Here is a 16,486-nt window from a genome sequence, read left to right as displayed (position 1 = left end):
GGCGGCCGGTGGCAACCCCCTCCCCATGCCCGCCACCTCGATCGACGACGGCTCCCGAACCCCGCCCGTCGCCGCCGGACCGTCCGTGGTGCACCTCGACGACGAGGAGGCCGCCGACGAAGGGACCACCGGCGCGAAGGCGGCCGCGCTCGCGCGCGCGCACCGCGCGGGGCTGCCGATCGTCCCCGGGTTCGTGGTGACCACCGGGGCCGTGGAGCGGATCGCCGCCGGATCGCCTCTCCCCGAGGAGGTGCTGGCGGCCTGGCGCGGGCTGTCGGACGACGGGCGGCGCGCGCTCGTGGTGCGCAGCAGCTCGACCGTCGAGGACCTCGGCGACTCGTCGATGGCCGGCCGGTTCGAGTCGGTGGTCGGGGTCCGGGGCGCCGAAGAGTTCGAGCGCGCCGTGGCGACCGTCGTGGCCTCCCGGGAGACCGCCGCGGAGGGCTCGGACCAGCTCACCGGCCGGGAGCCGTTGGCCGTCCTGGTCCAGCCGCTGCTCGACGCCCGCAGCGGCGGCGTGCTCTTCGGCATCGACCCGGTGTCCGGCCGGGAGGACCGCCTCGTCGTCGCCGCGGTGACCGGTGGTCCCGACCGGCTGGTCAGCGGCGAGGTCGACGGCGACCGCTACGAGCTGGACCGCTCCGGTCGCCGCACGGACGTCCACCGCGGGGACGGCGGGGTGCGGCTGCGGAAAGCGCAGCTGCGGGCGCTGGCCGACCTCGCCCGCCGGACCGCCCAGGTCTTCGACGGCCCCCAGGACGTGGAGTGGGCCTTCGACGAGACCAACCGGCTGCGGCTGCTGCAGAGCCGGCCGGTGACGGCGGAGGCGCGCGGCCGCCCGCGAGGGCCCGTGCTCGGCCCGGGCCCGGTCGCCGAGACCTTCCCGGAGCCGCTGCAGCCCCTGGAGGCCGACCTCTGGATCCCCCCGCTGCGCGAGGCGTTGGGCCACGCGCTGCTGCTGGCCGGCACCACCGACCGTGCGGCGGTGGAGGACTCCCCGCTGGTGACCGTGCTCGGTGGCTGGGTCGCCGTCGACCTCGACCTCCTGGAGAGCCGCACCGAGGCACCCGGCCTCCGGGAGCGGCTGGACCCGCGGCCCCGGCTGCGCCGCCTCCGCGCGTCCTGGCGGGTGGGCCGGCTGCGCTCGGCGCTGCCCGCGCTGGCGCAGGACGTGCTGGAGTCCGCCGATCACGCGCTCGGGGGCGTCCCCCGGCTCGACGCGCTGTCGGACCGCCAGCTCGTCGCCGTGCTGCACCGGGTGCAGCCGGCGCTGCGCTCGGTGCACGCCCACGAGCTGCTGATGGGCATGCTGGTCGACCCCGTGACCCCCCGGCTGACCGGCGTCAGCGCGGCCATGCGGGTGCTCGCGCGCTCCCGGCAGGCCGGGCTGGGCGACGCCGAGATCGTCGCCGCCAACCCCGTCGTGCTGGCGCTGGCCCCGCCCCGGATCTGCGCCGCCCCCGTCCTCCCGCCCGAGGTCGACGCCCCCACCAGCCCCGCGCCCGGGGACCCGACCGACGCCGGGTTGCTGCGCGAGGCGCTCCGGCTGCGGGTGCGCTGGCTGCAGGAGGTCTCCGCACGCGCGGCCTGGTCCCTCGGCGAGCGGCTGGCCGCGGCCGGGCGGCTGGAGGACGCCGAGTCGGTGCGCGGCCTGCGGCTGACCGACCTCGCCGCCGCCGTCCACGACCCCGGCCTGGAGCTGTCCCCGGCGCCCGGCGAGGAGGGGGAACCGCTCCCGGCGCGCTTCCGGATGAGCGACACGGGGCAGCCGGTGCCCGTCACCGGCGCCTCGGGCGGGACCGGCGCCGGTGGTGGCACCGGCACGGGCCCGGTGCACCAGGGGGAGGACCCGCCGGAGGGCTCGGTGCTCGTCGTCCGCACCCTCGACCCGTCGCTGGCGCCGGTGCTCCCGCGGCTGGCCGGGTTGGTGGCCGAGACCGGCAGCGTGCTCGCGCACCTGGCCATCCTGGCCCGGGAATCCGGCGTACCGACCGTCGTGGGCGTCGCCGGGGCGCTGGACCGGTTCCCGCCGGGGGTCACCGTCAGGGTCGACGGCGCCACGGGTGCCGTCGAGGAGGAGGAGTCGTCGTGAAGAAGCTGAGCTGGCTCGTCGGAGTGGTGGCCCTGCTCGCCAGCGGCGGCTACCTGTTCGTCTACATCTACCGGTGGGAGTGGCACCGCGCCTTGCTCGTGGGCACCCTTTTCCTCGCCACGCTGGTCGGGCTGTGCACCGCCCTGGTGCTGCGTCGGCTGGGCGCCGTGGAGGAGCGGGCCCGGACGACGTGCGCCGACCCGCGGCCGCCCGGGGCGCTGGAGCGCCTGCGGGCAGCGCCGGTGCAGACCCAGCCCTTCCGGTGGCTGTCGCCCGAGGCGCTGGACCGCACGCACATCTTCATCCCGGTGCTCCTCGGTGGTGGCTTCGTGGTCTCGGGCATCGCCTGGCTGGTCGAGCGGGTGGCGGGCAGCTCCGCACGGGCCGGCGTGGAGCAGGAGCTGGCCGCCGAGCTCGAGGAGGTCGCCTTCCCGGTCACCTCGCTGGTGCCCACGGACGCCGAGCTGCTCGGCTGCGGTGACGACTTCGCCGACGACGCGGCGCTGCGGGTGCTGCTCGGCCCGGCCGCCTCGGCGGTGCCGCGGTGAGGCGGGTGCTCGCCTGGCTGCTGGGCATCGCCGTGGCCGCCACCGGCCTCGTGCTGCTGCGCGCCGAGCTCATGACCGTGGACATCCCGCAGCCGGAGGGCTCCTACACCGACGTGGTCATCGCGGTGGAGATCCGGGAGGACCCGGCCGTGCGCGAGGAGATGACCCGCGGGCTGGTGAGCACCTGCCGGCTGCTGGTGAACGCCGACGTCGTCGAGGACACCTTCCTGTCGGTGGACGAGGGGGTGTTCGCCTTCCGGCTGCGCCCCGGGCTCGATGAGTTCGACCGGCGCGAGCTCCGGGGCTGCCTGCGCGACACCCGGGTGCAGCACCTGCTCGCCGACGTGCGCCGGCTCGAGACGGTGTCACCGCGGGACGGGGCCCGCGGGTGACCCGCCGGCAGCCGTCACGCGATCGTCAGGTCCCTCCCGGTGTCCCCCGCTCCCCGCGGGTACCCGTGACGGGCATGAGCCGGGCCGAGGAGCACACCCACGTCCAGGGCACCCGCAGCACCGCAGGGATGGGCCGCTTCGGGTTGCGGGCGGGGCTCGGCCTCGTGGCCCTGCTCGCCGGGCTGGTCCCCTTCCTGCTCCTCCTGCTGCTCGTCGAGCGGGAGTGGTCGCCGCTGGCGTCGCTCGACGGCGCGGTGGCCGACGACCTGAACTCGGTCGTCAGCGGCTCCCCCGCCCTGGTCTCCGTGCTGCGGGTCGTCACCGACCTCGGCGGCAACGCCGCAGCGATCCTGGTGTTCACGCTGACGACGGTCTTCCTGCTGATCCGCGGACAACGCCGGCTCGCCGCCTTCACCGTGGTCACCGGGATCGGCCTGGCGGTCCTCGTGCCCCTGACCAAGGCGCTCATCGGGCGCGCGCGGCCGATGGTCGAGAGCCCGGTTTCTGAGCTCCCGTCCAACGCGAGCTTCCCCAGCGGCCACGCCGCCGTCTCCCTGGTCACGTGGGGGACGCTGGCCCTGCTCGCCCTCCCGGCGGTCCGCCGGGCGCTGCGCCCCTGGGTGATCACGGCCGCCGTGCTCGTCACCCTGGCCGTCGGGTTCACCCGGCTCGCCCTCGGTGTCCACTTCGTCACCGACGTCCTCGCCGGGTACGCGCTCGGCGCCGGGATCCTGGCGGTGACGACGGCGGCGTTCCGCGGCTGGGAGCACGACCACCACGCCCGCCCCGACGCGGCGGTCGACCCGCTGGACGTCGAACCGCGGGACGCGTCGCACCTGGCGCCGTCCCGGCAGCCCGCGCTGCCCCGTGGGAAGCGCACGGTGGTGCGACTCCTGGGCGCCGCGGGGGCGCTCGCCGTGGCGCTGATCCTGCTCGGCCTGCTGGTCACCGCGGTGCTCGGCGACACCGCCCTGGGCCGGCTCGACCGGCAGGTCGTCCAGGCCGTCGTCGAGCTGCGCACGCCGACCCTGACCGACATCGCCGACGCGGTGGAGAAGCTGTCCGGCACCGCCATGGTGATCGCGGTCCCGCTGACCCTCGGCACCGTGGCCCTGGCGGTCACGGGGAGCTGGCGGCCGGTGCTCTTCGTCCTCCTCACCCTGCTCGGGGAGCTCGGCATCTACTTCGTCGTCTCCCGCACCGTGGACCGCATGCGCCCGTCGGTGGCGGACCTGACCTCGGGCCTGCCCACCGCAGCGAGCTGGCCGTCGGGGCACGCGGCCGCCGCGGCGGCCCTCTACGGAGCGCTCGCCGCGCTGGTGATCACGCTCGCCAGCAGCCGCTGGCGCTGGGCGGTGCTCGCCGTGCCGGTGCTGCTGGCCCCGGCCATCGCCCTGGCCCGCATCTACACGGCGGCGCACTACCCGACCGACGTGGTCGCCGGGCTCCTCCTGGGCACGGTGTGGGTGCTCGTGTGCGCCCGCTACCTGCTGCCCGGGGTCGGCGACCAGGTCCGGTACCCCCGGTCGGACCCCGCGCAGCCGGTCCCGGCCGGGCGCTGACGGGCGTCGTCACCGAACCGCAAGGCGCGCCGGGCGCTGGACCACCGGGGTGCGGGGTACGCCCACCGACCATGCCCGACACGCACTTCGAACCGTTCGTCCACCTCGTCGACGTCACCCCCCACCGGGCGCTGCTGGCCTGGGGCGGGTTCTGGTTCCGGCGCGACGACCCGGGCGCGCGCTGGCAGGTGGTCGGCGACGGCGAGCTGACCGGGCTGGACAGCGGCCGGACCGCCAGCATCGGCGCGTCGTCGCAGCCGTACGGCGACGCCCTGGTGGAGGTGCTGGACGGGGCTGGCGACGTCGTGGCGGCGGCCCGCACCGACAGCGGCAACAGCGTCTGGGTCGACGGGCTCGCCCCGGACACGGCCTACGGCTACCGGATCACGGTGGACGGCCGCCCCTGGGCGGAGGGGCCGCGGATGGACTGGGGGCCGGCCCCGCGCGGCGGGCTGGACCTGCTGCCGAGCGGTCGCGAGTACCGGATGCGCTTCCGCACGCACCCCTCCCCCGAGCTCCCGGCCCCCCTGGACTTCGCCGTGCTCGGTGACTACGGCATCGGCGTCCTCGCCGACACCGAGAGCGGGCGCCGGCAGCGGCGGGTGGCCGAGGTGCTCGACCGGCTGGTCGACGACCCGGGGGTGCGCCTGGTGCTGACCCTCGGCGACAACGTCTACGCGGGGCCGGGCTCCCGGGGTTCGGAGGGCAGCGGGGGCCGGGACGCCGACTGGTACGGCAGCTTCTACCAGCCGTACCGGTACGCGCTGGGACAGGTCCCGGTCTACCCGGCCGTCGGCAACCACGACAGCAGCGACAAGGAGACCAGCGACGACCGCGAGCAGATCCGCAACAACTTCCACACCGACGCCCGCTTCACCCCCGAGGTGGCCGGGCCGCGGGCCTCGGTGGACCCCGGCATGTTCTACCGGTTCGCGTTCGGCGCCGACGTCGAGTTCGTCTGCATCGACACCTCCCTGGCCGACCCGCTGCCCACGGAGCACTTCTTCGAGCACCCGCGGCACCACGCCTTCCTCGAGGAGGCCTTCCCGCAGGACGGCCCCGGGCCGCGGTGGCGCGTGCCCTTCTCCCACCACCCCGTGTACTGCGCGGGCCCCCACCACGGGAACACCGGTGCGATGGTCGAGCACCTGGCGCCGCTGTTCGCCCGGGCCGGCGTCCGCGCCACGTTCGCGGGCCACGAGCACAACTTCCAGTACTCGCGGGTCGACGGGACCGACTTCTTCCTCTCCGGCGCCGGCGGGCAGCTGCGCGAGGACCCCCCGGAGGAGTTCGGCCCGGCGGGGACCGTCGCCTGGGCCGCCCAGGCGCACCTGCTGCACGTGCGCATCGACGACGACACCATGACCGTGCTCCCCCTCGCGGCGGTCGACCGCTCCGGCCGACCGGAGGCCATGACCCCCCAGGCGCCCGACGGGGGCGTCGTCGAGGTGCCCTTCCTCGTGCACCGGGACCGGTGAGCCGCGCGGGATGTCACCACTTCGACACGGCCCCCACCCGGCTCGTGGGTAGGGGCCTCCCATGACCGACGTGACCTCCTTCGACGGCACCCGCCTGGCCCTCTACTCCTGGGGAGCGCAGGACGCCCCCCTCGTCGTGCTCGTGCACGGGCTGGGGATGTCCGTGGACTCCTGGGGGGACGTCCCGCAGCGGCTCGGCGAGGCGCACCGCGTGGTCGCCTACGACCTGCGGGGCCACGCCCAGTCCGGGGACGCCCGCTCCGGGAGCTACGGCCTGGCGGCGCACGCCGCGGACCTCGCGGCCGTGCTGGACGCCGTCGTGCCCCGGGGCGGCTCCGCGGTCGTCGTCGGCCACAGCCTCGGCGGAGCCGTCCTGCTGCGGCACGTCGACGGCAGCGGGGACGACCGCATCCGCGGCGTCGTGTTCGTCGGCTCCGGTGGCGCGGGGGTGACGGCGCCGGGGTTTCCCGGCCGCCGCCTGCCGGGCTGGGCGCGGGCCCGGCTGGGCACGGTGTGGTTCACCCTGCTGCGCACCGGTGCCCGGTGGGGCCGCCGGCTCCGGCCGGTCCGGGCGCTCTCCGACCGCGGCATCCGGCACTTCGCCTTCGCCCCCGGTGAGCCGCAGGAAGCCGTGGCCCGCATGCGGGACGACTTCCTCTCCACCCGGCCGCTGGCCCTGGCCGGATCAGCGCTGGGCGCCCTGACCGAGGACGGCGTCCGGCGGGCGCACTCCCTCACCGCCCCCACGCTGCTCGTGCACGGCGACCGCGACCCGGAGGTGCCGAACGCGGAGATCCACCGGCTGCTCTCCGCCCTGCCCGACGGGGAGCTGGTGCAGGTGCCCCGAGCCGGTCACATGCTGCCCCTGACCGACCCCGACGTGGTGGTGGAGCAGGTGGCGCGCTGGGTCGACCGGGTCGGCGGTGAGCGGGACGCCGCCGCCTGATCCGCCGCCCGGCGCTCACTCCTGGACCAGGACCTCGATCACCGGGTAGCCGGACGCACCGTCGGGCGCCACGGGGGTGCGCTCGTCGGTCTGCACCTCGCCGAGCCCGTCGGTCGCCCGTGCGGCGATCACGTGCCGCCCGGGCGTCCGGTCCCAGGGCAGGTACCACTGGCGCCAGACGTCGACGTCGTAGGACTCGGCGAGCTCGGCCTCCTGCCACGGGCCGTCGTCGATGCGCACCTCGACCCGCTGGATCCCCCGTGTCGGCGCCCACGCGACCCCGGCGATGGGGCGCCGCGCGGCGGGGACGGTGCTCCCGGACGCGGGCACGTCGATGCGGGCCTGCGTCTTGATCGGCCCCTCCTTGGCCCAGCCGCGCGGGATCCAGTACCCGTCGACGTCCCAGCCGGTGAGCTCGATCGCCGAGAGCCACTTCGTCGCCGAGACGTAGCCGTAGAGGCCGGGGACCACGAGGCGGGCCGGGAAGCCGTGCTCGGCCGGCAACGGCTCCCCGTTCATCGCCACCGCAACCATCGCCTCCTCCACGTCCAGGGCGGTCAGGGTGGGGAACCCGGCCGTGAAGCCGTCGACTGAGCGGCCGATGAGCTGGGTGGCGCCCTCCTGCAGCCCGGCCCGCTCGAGGAGCACGCGCAGCGGCACGCCCTGCCAGCGGGCGTTGCCGACGAGGTCGCCGCCGACCTCGTTGGAGACGCAGGCGATGGTGATGTCGGCCTCGATCTGCGGCAGCTCCATGAGGTCGGCGTAGGTCAGGGTGAACGGGTCGTCGACCATCCCGCGGATCTCCAGCCGCCAGGTTTCGGGGTCCACGGTGGGCACCCGGAGCGCGGTGTCGATCCGGTAGAACTCCTCGTTCGGGATGAACAGCGGGGTGAGGCCCGGGATGTCGAAGGTGGCGCCGGGAGGCACGGGGCCGGCCTGCCTCACCGGGACCGGCAGCCGGATGGCGGCCCGCAGCTCGTCGAGCCGCTCCCGGCCGGAGAGCAGGTAGCCCCCGACGCCGGCGAGCACGCCGAGCACGGTGGCACCACCGGTCACGGCCAGGAACCGGCGCCGGTCCAGCTCGCTCATCGCGGGAACCGTTCCCGGGTCGGCCGGGTCGGCGGTCGCCGAGCGGCCATCCGCCGACACCGCGCGGCGGGGCAGGCCCACGACGAGCAGACCCAGCGCCGCGATGCCGGTGGCGGCACCGACCAGCCCCACGAGCACGGTGAGGAAGACGGGGTTGCGGTCGTCGGCCAGCGCGGCCACGACACCGAGCGTCGCGAAGAGGGCGAACCCGCCGGCGGCCAGGATGACGTGGCGCCGGGCGAGCACTCCCAGCGCGGCGCCGATCAGCACGGAGAGAAGCAGGACGCCGCCCAGGAGGACGGGCTTGTCAGCGGCGCCCAGCGTCGCGATCGCCCACTGCTCGAGCCAGCCGGGCACGCTGTCGATGACCGCATCCCCCACGGCGATGACCAGGGAGGGAGCCCCGGGGATCAGCCCGGCGACGAGCTCGGCCAGCCCGAGCCCCGCGGCCACCGCCGCCACCCCGGCCAGCGCTGCGCTCCCCCGGCCCAGCGGGTGGGCCCGCCCCGTCCCTGCACCTGCCGACCGCGTCGTCTGCGCCACGTCGGGTGCGTGACCCGCGCCCGCGGGCGGGACACCGGGTCCGCGGGGATGACGCACGATCGTCATCAGCCGCCCCGGGAGGTTCCCGCGCCTCCGAACGGGGGAAGCCCGCAGCCATGGGTGTGCGGCTCGGGATCGTCGGGGCGGGCTTCATAGCCGGCCGGCACGTGGAGGCGCTGGCGACCGTCCCCGGGGCGCAGGTGGTCGGGGTCGCCGATCCGCGGCCCGACCGGGCCGAGCACCTGGCCGGCACCGCGGGGGCAGCGGCCTACCCGGACTGGCAGGAGCTCCTCGACCGCGGCGACCTGGACGCCCTCTACGTCTGCGTCCCGCCGTCGGCCCACGGCGCGGTCGAGGACGCGGCCGTCGACCGGGGTCTCCCGCTGTTCGTGGAGAAGCCGCTGGCCGCCGACCTCGCCACCGCCGAGCGGCTGGCCGGCCGGATCGAGGAGGCCGCGCTGCTGACCGCCGTCGGCTACCACTGGCGGTACCTGGACACGGTGCAGCACGCCCGCCGGCTGCTCGCCGACCGCCCGGCCCGGCTGGTCTCCGGGGCCTGGCTGGACAAGGCCCCCCGGGTCGACTGGTGGGCCCGCCAGGACGCCTCGGGCGGGCAGACCGTCGAGCAGGTCACCCACCTGCTCGACGTCGCGCGGCTGCTCGCCGGCGAGGTGACCTCCGGCCGAGCCCTCGGCGTGCGCTCGGCCGACGGGCCGGGCGACATCCTGCACGCCAGCACGGCCGCCCTGCGGTTCGCCGACGGCGCGGTCGGCTCCTTCACCTCCAGCTGCCTCCTCCCCCGCGGCTTCCGGATCGGCCTCGAGGTCGTCGCCCCGGGCTTGGGCCTGCGGCTCACCGAGAGGGAGATGACCGTCTCCGACGCGGACGGGGAGCGCACGGTCACCGCCGTCGTCGACCCGATCGCCGCCGAGGACCGGGCGTTCGTCGACGCCGTCCGCGGCGAGGGCGAGGACGTCCGGGCCCCCTACGCCGAGGCCCTGCGCACCCACCGGCTCGCCGTCGCGGTCGCGCGAGCGGCCGCCGACGGCGGCGCGGTCGACCTGGGCGGGGCCGCCGGGTGACCGGCCCGACCGTGCGGAGCCTCGGGGTCGCCGAGCCCCGAGCCCGGGCAGGGGCAGGCGTGGGTCCGCACCGTGTGCAGCGGGATCAGCGCAGCGGCTCCCGCACCGACACCCTGGCCGACGGTTCCCTCGTCGCCATGGCCTCCGGGCACCGCACCGGCCACTGCGCCGACCCGGACCTGCTGACCGCCGTCCTCCCCTTCCCCGGGGAGTGAGCCGCCGTGCGGATCCTGCTGGTCGGCAACCACTGGACCGAGGGCCCCGGCGGTGCGGAGACCGTGCTCGTCCTCACCGCCGAGCTCCTGCGCGCCGCCGGGCACGAGGTCGTGCCGTTCGCCGTGGCCGAGGAGCGGACCCTGCCCACCCCGGTGCGCCACCGGCTCCCCGAGGCGGCGGGCAGCCGGGCGCGCACCCGGTTCGGGGAGGCGTGGGCGGGCACGTGGTCCCCGCGCTCCTACCGGGCGCTGTCGCAGGTGGTCCGGGAGGTGCGGCCCGACGTCGCGCACGTGCACCACGTCTTCGAGCGGCTGACGACGTCGGTCCTCGACGCGCTGCGCCGCGGCGGCGTGCCGACCGTCGTGACCCTGCACGACTACAAGCCGGTGTGCCCGAACTACCGGCTCTTCACCGAGGGCGCGCCGTGCACCCGCTGCCTGTCGGGCCGCTACCTCGAGGTGGTGCGGCACCGCTGCCTGGAGGGTTCGCGCTGGCGCTCGGTCGCGGCGGCCGCGGACGGCTACGTCTCCCGCGCCCGCGGGCTGTACCAGCGGGTCGACCGGTTCGTCTCCCCCAGCGCGTTCCTGCGCGACCGGGTGGTCGAGGGCGGGCTGCCGGCCGGCCGCATCGACGTGCTGCCCAACCCGGTCGTCGCCGCCGCCACGCCCCGGGAGGGCTCCGATCAGCCCCCGGTCGTCGTGTACGCGAGCCGCCTCGTCGCCGAGAAGGGCGTGCACACGCTGCTCGACGCGTCGACCGGGCTGCCCGAGGGGGTGCGGGTGCAGCTGATCGGGTCGGGGCGCCTGGAGGGCGAGGTGCGCCGGCGGGTGGCGGCCGAGGCGCTGCCGGTCGACGTCCTGGGTCCGCTGCCGGCGCCCGAGGTGGCCGCCCGGCTCCGGCGGGCCGCCGTGGCGGTGCTCCCGGCGGTGTGGTGGGAGAACTGCCCCATGGCGGTGCTCGAGCCCGCCGCCCAGGGGGTGCCGGTGGTGGCGACGGCGGTGGGCGGGATCCCGGAGCTCGTGGCGGACGGCGAGACCGGGCGGCTCGTCCCCCCGGGCGACCCGGTCGCCCTGGCCGGCGCCCTGAGCCTCGCCGTCACCGACCGGGCGGCGGCGGACGCCATGGGCCGCGCCGCCTGGGAGCGGGTCCGGCGCCGGCACGACCCGGCCGCGCACGTGGCCGGCCTGCTGGACACCTACCGGTCGGTCACCGTCGCGGGTGCGCGGCCCTGAGCGGTCACCGGGCCAGCGACCGCAGCAGCGCGGACAACCGGTCGGCGTGCGCGTCGAAGGTGTACCGCGGGCGCGCCGCGAGCGCCGCGGCGCCCGCCCGCCGGTCGGCGACCTCCCGCGCCAGCACCGCGGCGACGTCGTCGACGGTCCGGTAGAGCAGCCCGGTGCCGTCCTGGCGGAGCACGCGCTCCACGGAGACGACCGAGCCCGGGTTCGCCTGCTGCAGCAGCGGCAACCCCGCGGCGAGCAGCACCGGCAGCCTTGCCGGGGAGTTCAGGTCGTCCCAGCTCGCCCGCCGCAGGTCGCCGCCGTTGGCGCTGTGGAAGCGGTGCAGCCAGCCGGCGTCGTAGCGGGAGAAGACCTCGACCCAGTCCTCGGGGCCGACGGCGGCGTGCAGGTGCACGTACCGGGGGGCCTCGGCCAGCGCGCGGCCCAGCCAGGTGGTCCAGGCCCCCTTGGGCCCGGGGGCGCGCACCTGGCCGTGCAGGTGCACGTGGATGCCGCGACGGGCCAGGTCGAGCACCAGGTCGGCGTCCAGCCCGGCCGGGCGGCCGACCACCACCGTGTGCGGCTCCCCGTCGGCGGCCGAGAGCTTGGGCGCCAGCGGGCCGTCCTGCCACTCGCGTGGCGGCAGGTCGCCGTCGAGCACCCCGAGCCGCCGCGGGTCGGCCTGCCCCGGCAGCGCGGCGAGGAACCAGTTCCGCTCCTCCTCGGTGGCGAGCAGGCAGGCGTCCGAGCCGGTGACCAGGTCGGCCAGCAGCGGCCACTCCCCTCGGACGAGGCTGCGCTGCGGGGCCTCCTTGAAGTGCCAGACGAACGGCACGTCGGGGAAGGCCCGGCGCACGGCGTGCGCCAGCGGCACGGCGCGCCAATTCAGCTGCGCCCACACGACGTCCGGGGGGCGCGAGCGGACGGCGTCACGCCACCCGTCGCGGTCGACGTCGGCGACGTGGCCGAACGGCAGCGGCCCGACTGTCGCGTCGCCGAGCCCGCGGCGGGTCCACAGCCCGGAGAGCCGGTGGCCGCGCTCGGCCAGCGCGAGCACCCGTTCGGGGTTGAACGCCAGCTCCCCGACGACCAGGACGTCCAGCCCGTCCGGCGCCGGGGGGTAGCTCCGCTCCCGGAACCGGGCGTAGCGGGCGACCTCGTCGACCTCGCCGCCGTCGGTGGAGGCGAACCGCAGCGGGGCCGGCACCCGGTAGCGGCTGCGGAAGACGTTGAGCCCGCCGTCGAAGGTCTCGCGGATGGCGCGGGACCGCTGGCCGGGGTGCACCGTCCACCGGCAGGTGGTCCGCCCGGTGTCGACCGCCGGGGCGCGGGCGGCCAGCCGCGACCAGAACAGCCGGTCGAGGTCGTCGGTCTCCAGCTCGGCGCGTTCGGTCCACCGGTCGGGAGTGCGGCGATGGGCCACCTGCACCAGCTGGGCGTAGGGCGTGCCCGGGTCGGCGTCCGGCCGGGACCGGGCCCAGACCGCGCCGGGGACGGCGAGGGCCTCGAGCAGCGCCCTCAGGTGGCCGGGGAACCAGAGGTCGTCGGCGGGGAGGTAGGCCACGACCGGGGCGCCCGTGGCGGCGAGCCCGCGGTTCAGCGTGGCGCCCAGGCCGCGGTTGCCCGGCGTCCGGGAGACCCGGATCCGGGGATCGCCGAGGGCCGCCACCACCGCCCGGACCGCGGTCGGGTCGGTGGACCCGTCGTCGAGGACGACGGCCTCCCAGCCCTCCTCCTGCTGGGCGAGCAGGCTGCCCAGCGCCCGGGGGAGGAAGGCCGCCTGGTCGTGCACCGGCACCAGCACGCCGACGCGCGGTGGTGCCGGCCTCACGCGCGCGCCGAGGAGACGGTCACCCGGCCCAGGACCGCGGCGTAGACCCCGGCCACCCGCGACGACAGCTCGGGCCAGGCGTACGCCGCCGCCCGCCAGCGCGCCGCCCGGGCGAGGCGGCCGCGGAGTCGGTCATCCGCCACCAGCCGGTCGAGGGCCGCGGCGAGCGCGGCGACGTCGCCCGGTGGGACGAGCAGCCCCGTCTCGCCGTCCCGCACGACCTCGGGGATGCCGCCGACGTCGCTGGCGACGACGGGCAGGCCGGCGGCCATCGCCTCGACCAGGACCGACCCCATCTCCTCGTAGGCGGAGGGGAGGACCAGGACGTCCAGCCCCTCGAGGACGCCGGGCACCGCGTCGTGGGGGACGAACCCCGACAGCCTGATCCGGTCGCGGGCGGGGCTCCGGGCCACCAGCGACTCGACGCGGGGGCGCTCGGGGCCGTCCCCGACCACCACCAGCTGCGCCGGCTCGGCCATGCGTCCGAACGCCCGGACCACGAGGTCCGGCCGCTTCTGCGGGGCGAGCCGCCCGACGTAGCCGATCCGCAGGCCACCGGTGGGGCGGCTCCCGGGCCGGTCGGCCGGGGGCCGGAAGAGCGCCGGGTCGAAGCCGGACGGGATGACGTGGACGCGGTCCTCCGCGACCCCATCGGCCAGCAGCCCTCCCCGCGCCCGGGCGGTCAGCACGACGACCGCGTCCGCCCGCCGCAGGGCCGCCCGCTCGACCGCCCCGCCGAGCCGGTGCAGCAGGCGGGCCCTCAGGCCGCGCCCACGCATGGTGTGCCGCACGCTGCAGTGCACGGTGACCACCAGGGGGCACCCGTGCCGGCGGGCGGCGAGCCGGGCCAGCGGCAGGACGGCGAGGTCCTCCCCCTGGTGGACGTGGACGACGTCGACCCCCACCCGCCGGCGCAGCGCCGCCGGCAGGGCCGCGACGGCCCAGCACTGGCGCAGGAAGCGGACGGGCAGGCCGACACGGACGACCCGCGCGCCGTCGCCGAGCCGGCTGGTCCCCCGGGGGCCGGCCAGCCGCGAGGTGAGCACGGTCTGCGCGACGCCCTGCGCGTCCAGGCAGCGGGTCAGCGCCGCCGTGTGGTTCTGCATCCCGCCGATGGGGTCGAACCTCGCGGTGCGCCCGTCGAGCTCCGCGTCCGGTCCCCGACCGGGGTCCGGCAGGGGCTCGAAGACGCTGCAGAGCCGGAGAACGCGCAGGCCACCGGCGGCTCTCCCCTCGGTTCCCGTCATGGGCACACGTTGGCACGCGCACCGGCCCGACGCTGTGTAGTGCGCCACCGACCTGGGCAGGAGGTCGCCGTGACGGTCGCGCCGCTCACCGACCCGGAGGTCTCCCGGATCGCACTGGTCCGTCTCCGGGTGGGCCTGGGCGACCTGCTCTGCAGCGCGCCCGCCCTGCGCCGGCTCCGCTCCGCCCGGCCCGACGCCCACGTCACGCTGATCACCTGGGCGCGCATGGCACCGGTGGTCGAGCGCCTGGGTGACACCGTGGACGAACTGCTCCCCTTCCCCGGGTGCGCGGGGATCCCCGACGGGCCGGTCGACCGGGCCGGGTGGGCGGCGTTCCGCCACGCGGCCCGCAGCCGGCGCTTCGACCTCGCCCTGCAGGTGTACGGGGACCGCCCCGCGGCCAACGAGGTCGCCGCCTCGCTCGGCGCACGGCTGGTCGGCGGCTTCGCCCCGACCGGCTGGACCCCGCCGCCCGGGGAGGAGCACCTGCACCTGCGCTACCCGCTGGGCCTGCACGAGGTCGACCGGCACCTCCGGCTGCTCGAGCACCTGGGGCTGCCCGCCGGCGACCCGCCCGCCGTGTGGTTCCACGTCCACGGGGAGGAGGAGGCCGAGCACCGGAGCCTCCTGGAGCGCCACGGCCTCGGGCCCGGCCGGTACGCCGTCCTGCACCCGGGCGCCTCCTCCCCCACCCGGCGCTGGCCGGTGCCGCGCTACGCCGCCGTCGGCGACGCCCTGGCCGCCGACGGGCTGGACGTCGTGGTGACCGGGGTCCCCGCTGAGGCCGGGATCGGCGCGGAACTGGTGGCGGCCATGCGGGCCCCCGCGGTGGACCTGACGGGAACCACGGGCCTGGGCGCGCTGGCCGCGCTGCTGCGGGACAGCGCCGTGCTGGTGGGCAACGACACCGGCACCGCGCACCTCGCGGCGGCGGTGGGCGCCCGGAGCGTGACGGTCTTCCTCCCCGGTGACCCGGTCCGCTGGGCCCACCGCGGGCCCCGGCACCGGTGGCTCGCTCCCGACGTCGCCTGCGCGCCGTGCCCGCACCTGGAGTGCCCGATCGACTTCCGCTGCGCCGCGGCGATCACCCCGGCCGCCGTGCTCGCCCGGGCCCGGGAGCTGGTCGGCCCGCCGCGGGAACGGTGAGCGCCGTGCGGCCGGCGCGGGTCACCTTCGTCAGCGACTCCGACGCGTGGGGTGGCGCGGAGGTCTACCTGACCCACCTCCTGCGGCACGCGGCCGGCCTCGGCTGGGCGGCCTCGCTGGTCTGCGCGGAGCCCGTGGCAGCCGGTTTCCGGGCGGCCTGCGGGGACCTGCCGTGTGCCGTCGTCCCGCTCGCCCGGCACACCGTGCGCGCCCCGGAGGTGCAGACGGCGATCGGGGCGCAGCGCCCCGACGTGGTCGCCGTCAACCTGGTGGACCCGGGCTCCAACGCCGCCGCCGTCGCGGCCGCGCTCGCGGTCGCCCCCACCACGGCCACGCTGCACCTGGCCGGGAGCACGGGCACCGGCGCGCAGCGGGCAGCGCTCGCAGCCCTCCTCGGCCGGCTCGGCGCCGTCCTCACCCCGTCGGCCGACGGACGGGCGCTGCTGGTCGCCCGGCTCGGCCTGCGCCCCGACCGGGTGCACGTGGTGCCCAACGGCGTGCCCGTGCCACCGGATCCGGCGGGCCCGGCCGGGCGCCCCGTGCCGCGGCTGGGGGCGCTGGGCCGGCTGACCGGGCAGAAGGGCTTCGACGTCCTGCTCGAGGCGGTGCGGCGGCTGGTCGACGAGGGGCTGCCCGTGGACGTCCTGATCGGCGGGGACGGGCGGGACCGCACCGCGCTCCGGTCGCGGGCGCAGGGGCTGCCGGTCGCGTTCCCCGGCTTCGTCACCGACGTCCGCGGCTTCCTGGCCGGCCTCGACCTGTTCTGCCTCTCCTCGCGCCGGGAGGCCCTGCCACTGGTGCTGCTGGAGGCGATGGCCGAGGGCCTGCCGTGCGTCGCCACGGACGTCGGCGCGGTCCGGGAGGCGGTCGGCGACGACGCGGTGGTGGTGCCCGCCGAGGACCCGGGCGCGCTCGCCGGCGCACTCCGGTCGCTGCTCCTCGACGACGGCCGGCGGACCGCGCTCGGCGCGGCGGCACGTCGGCGGGCCGAGGCCGAGTTCGACGCCGGCCTCATGGCCCGACGGACCTTCGCCGTGCTCGAGCGGGTGGTGCACGACCCTGCCGCCGCCGGGCGCGTCTGGTAGGTCTGGATG

General features: G+C 77.2%; 14 protein-coding genes. 11 read left to right on the top strand and 3 right to left on the bottom strand.

The window, feature by feature from the left end:
* Nucleotides 1-25: 25 nt before the first annotated feature.
* The 6 genes from ACI79P_RS17750 (at nt 26) to ACI79P_RS17725 (ending at nt 7,018) form a co-directional block, all read left to right on the top strand.
* Nucleotides 26-2,092 carry a PEP/pyruvate-binding domain-containing protein gene (locus ACI79P_RS17750; protein ID WP_456582381.1) on the top strand — a complete coding sequence of 689 codons (2,067 nt, stop codon included), beginning with the start codon at nt 26-28 and terminating at the stop codon, nt 2,090-2,092.
* Nucleotides 2,089-2,640, top strand: coding sequence for a hypothetical protein (locus ACI79P_RS17745; RefSeq protein WP_456582380.1), 552 nt, complete (start codon nt 2,089-2,091; stop codon nt 2,638-2,640). Before ACI79P_RS17750 ends, ACI79P_RS17745 begins: the two co-directional genes overlap by 4 nt.
* Complete coding sequence (locus ACI79P_RS17740) at nt 2,637-3,032, top strand: hypothetical protein (RefSeq protein ID WP_456582379.1); 396 nt, start codon at nt 2,637-2,639, stop codon at nt 3,030-3,032. The genes ACI79P_RS17745 and ACI79P_RS17740 overlap by 4 nt, the downstream gene beginning before the upstream one ends.
* A 74-nt stretch (nt 3,033-3,106) precedes the next feature.
* Complete coding sequence (locus tag ACI79P_RS17735) at nt 3,107-4,594, top strand: phosphatase PAP2 family protein (RefSeq protein WP_456582378.1); 1,488 nt, start codon at nt 3,107-3,109, stop codon at nt 4,592-4,594.
* A 71-nt stretch (nt 4,595-4,665) separates the two neighbouring features.
* The gene (locus tag ACI79P_RS17730; protein WP_456582377.1) at nt 4,666-6,072 is read left to right on the top strand and encodes a metallophosphoesterase; all 1,407 of its coding nucleotides are present in this window, start codon (nt 4,666-4,668) and stop codon (nt 6,070-6,072) included.
* Between the two features lie 61 nt (nt 6,073-6,133).
* Nucleotides 6,134-7,018: an alpha/beta fold hydrolase gene (locus ACI79P_RS17725; RefSeq protein WP_456582376.1), complete on the top strand. Its 885-nt coding sequence runs from the start codon at nt 6,134-6,136 to the stop codon at nt 7,016-7,018.
* A gap of 15 nt (nt 7,019-7,033) precedes the next feature.
* On the opposite strand, the gene ACI79P_RS17720 is transcribed toward ACI79P_RS17725, so the two are convergent.
* Nucleotides 7,034-8,650 (bottom strand): molybdopterin-dependent oxidoreductase, encoded by a 1,617-nt coding sequence (locus ACI79P_RS17720; protein WP_456582375.1) that lies wholly within the window; start codon nt 8,648-8,650, stop codon nt 7,034-7,036.
* A gap of 116 nt (nt 8,651-8,766) precedes the next feature.
* Between ACI79P_RS17720 and ACI79P_RS17715 the strand changes: the two genes are divergently transcribed.
* The 3 genes from ACI79P_RS17715 to ACI79P_RS17705 are packed head-to-tail and all read left to right on the top strand — an operon-like array spanning nt 8,767 to nt 11,180.
* Nucleotides 8,767-9,732, top strand: a complete 966-nt coding sequence (locus ACI79P_RS17715; protein WP_456582374.1) for a Gfo/Idh/MocA family protein — start codon at nt 8,767-8,769, stop codon at nt 9,730-9,732.
* 59 nt (nt 9,733-9,791) lie between these two features.
* Entirely contained in the window at nt 9,792-9,947 is a 156-nt protein-coding gene (locus ACI79P_RS17710) for a hypothetical protein (protein WP_456582373.1), read from the top strand.
* Between the two features lie 6 nt (nt 9,948-9,953).
* A complete protein-coding gene (locus ACI79P_RS17705; RefSeq protein WP_456582372.1) occupies nt 9,954-11,180 on the top strand; it encodes a glycosyltransferase in 1,227 nt (408 codons plus the stop codon).
* A gap of 4 nt (nt 11,181-11,184) precedes the next feature.
* On the opposite strand, the gene ACI79P_RS17700 is transcribed toward ACI79P_RS17705, so the two are convergent.
* Both ACI79P_RS17700 and ACI79P_RS17695 read right to left on the bottom strand, forming a co-directional pair.
* Nucleotides 11,185-12,999 carry a glycosyltransferase family 2 protein gene (locus ACI79P_RS17700; protein ID WP_456582371.1) on the bottom strand — a complete coding sequence of 605 codons (1,815 nt, stop codon included), beginning with the start codon at nt 12,997-12,999 and terminating at the stop codon, nt 11,185-11,187.
* Nucleotides 12,996-14,246, bottom strand: a complete 1,251-nt coding sequence (locus ACI79P_RS17695; protein ID WP_456582370.1) for a glycosyltransferase — start codon at nt 14,244-14,246, stop codon at nt 12,996-12,998. The genes ACI79P_RS17700 and ACI79P_RS17695 overlap by 4 nt, the downstream gene beginning before the upstream one ends.
* 69 nt (nt 14,247-14,315) lie before the next feature.
* On the opposite strand from ACI79P_RS17695, the gene ACI79P_RS17690 reads away from it, so the two are divergent.
* Together ACI79P_RS17690 and ACI79P_RS17685 are read left to right on the top strand one after the other, a co-directional pair.
* Complete coding sequence (locus tag ACI79P_RS17690; protein ID WP_456582369.1) at nt 14,316-15,392, top strand: glycosyltransferase family 9 protein; 1,077 nt, start codon at nt 14,316-14,318, stop codon at nt 15,390-15,392.
* On the top strand, nt 15,389-16,477 hold the full coding sequence (locus ACI79P_RS17685) for a glycosyltransferase (RefSeq protein ID WP_456582368.1): 1,089 nt from the start codon (nt 15,389-15,391) through the stop codon (nt 16,475-16,477). Before ACI79P_RS17690 ends, ACI79P_RS17685 begins: the two co-directional genes overlap by 4 nt.
* Nucleotides 16,478-16,486: the final 9 nt, after the last annotated feature.

The organism is Blastococcus sp. SYSU DS0510 (genome assembly GCF_054050835.1).
Note: the sequence above shows the minus strand (reverse complement) of the source record. Positions and strands in the feature narration are given on the sequence as shown.

What these genes read in the sequence shown, in the direction of transcription:
- ACI79P_RS17750 (WP_456582381.1), top strand. Translation starts at nt 26, where the DNA reads ATGCCCGCCACCTCGATCGACGACGGCTCCCGAACCCCGCCCGTCGCC.
- ACI79P_RS17735 (WP_456582378.1), top strand. Translation starts at nt 3,107, where the DNA reads ATGAGCCGGGCCGAGGAGCACACCCACGTCCAGGGCACCCGCAGCACC.
- ACI79P_RS17730 (WP_456582377.1), top strand. Translation starts at nt 4,666, where the DNA reads ATGCCCGACACGCACTTCGAACCGTTCGTCCACCTCGTCGACGTCACC.
- ACI79P_RS17725 (WP_456582376.1), top strand. Translation starts at nt 6,134, where the DNA reads ATGACCGACGTGACCTCCTTCGACGGCACCCGCCTGGCCCTCTACTCC.
- ACI79P_RS17715 (WP_456582374.1), top strand. Translation starts at nt 8,767, where the DNA reads ATGGGTGTGCGGCTCGGGATCGTCGGGGCGGGCTTCATAGCCGGCCGG.
- ACI79P_RS17695 (WP_456582370.1), bottom strand. Translation starts at nt 14,246, where the DNA reads ATGACGGGAACCGAGGGGAGAGCCGCCGGTGGCCTGCGCGTTCTCCGG.